The sequence below is a fragment of the Bacteroides sp. AM32-11AC genome, from assembly GCF_003603515.1.
Taxonomy (GTDB): Bacteria; Bacteroidota; Bacteroidia; order Bacteroidales; family Bacteroidaceae; genus Bacteroides; species Bacteroides uniformis.
Map to the genome: position 1 here is coordinate 1 of NZ_QTNH01000041.1, position 791 is coordinate 791.

Consider the following 791-nt stretch of genomic DNA (forward strand, 5'->3'; position numbering starts at 1 on the left):
TCAGTGGCTACGACATCACAAGTACGGTTTATACTTTCTCCGACAAGCCGTCTGGTGTGTCCCATACACATACTGCCAGCGGCAAGAGTACGCGCACGGAAGTATATACCTATACCTACGACCATGCGGACAGAATAAGCAAAGTGCAGCATAGTCTTGGCGGCACTGCGATTGCTCTGTACGATGCTACTTATGACAACTTCGGTCGTTTGCTGACCAAGCTGTATCACGGAACGAACACCAACAAACTGACATATGCCTACAACCTGCGTAGCTGGCTGACGGGCATCAGCGGTACATGCTTCACACAGAACCTGTACTACAACACGGGTGTGGGTACTGCGAAGTACAACGGCAGCATCAGCAGTATGACCTGGAAGTCCGGGAACGAAAGTACAGTCCGTGGTTACAAATTCACTTATGACGGTCTTGACCGGATGCTGAACGCTACTTATGGCGAGACAGCAAGTATCAGCACGAATGCGAACCGCTTCTCGGAGAACGTTGCGGGTTATGACAAGAACGGTAACATCAAGAGTTTGCAACGTTACGGCCAGACTGGTGCCAGTGCCTACGGCCTGCTTGATAATCTGACTTACACATTGACCGGCAATCAGTTGAGCCGTGTGGACGATGCCGTGAGTACCGTTGCATACGGTACAAACACTGCCTTTGTGAACGGTGCAAGCACCGCAGGGGAGTATGTCTACGATGTCAATGGTAATTTAACGAAAGATTTGAATAAGGGAATTACCGATATTCAATATAATGTATTAAATTTGCCCAGTACG

At 48.9% G+C, this 791-nt stretch carries 1 pseudogene; it reads left to right on the top strand.

The features are described 5' to 3' along the window. Positions 1–791, top strand: a pseudogene (locus DW800_RS19500) (RHS repeat-associated core domain-containing protein); the annotation flags it as partial.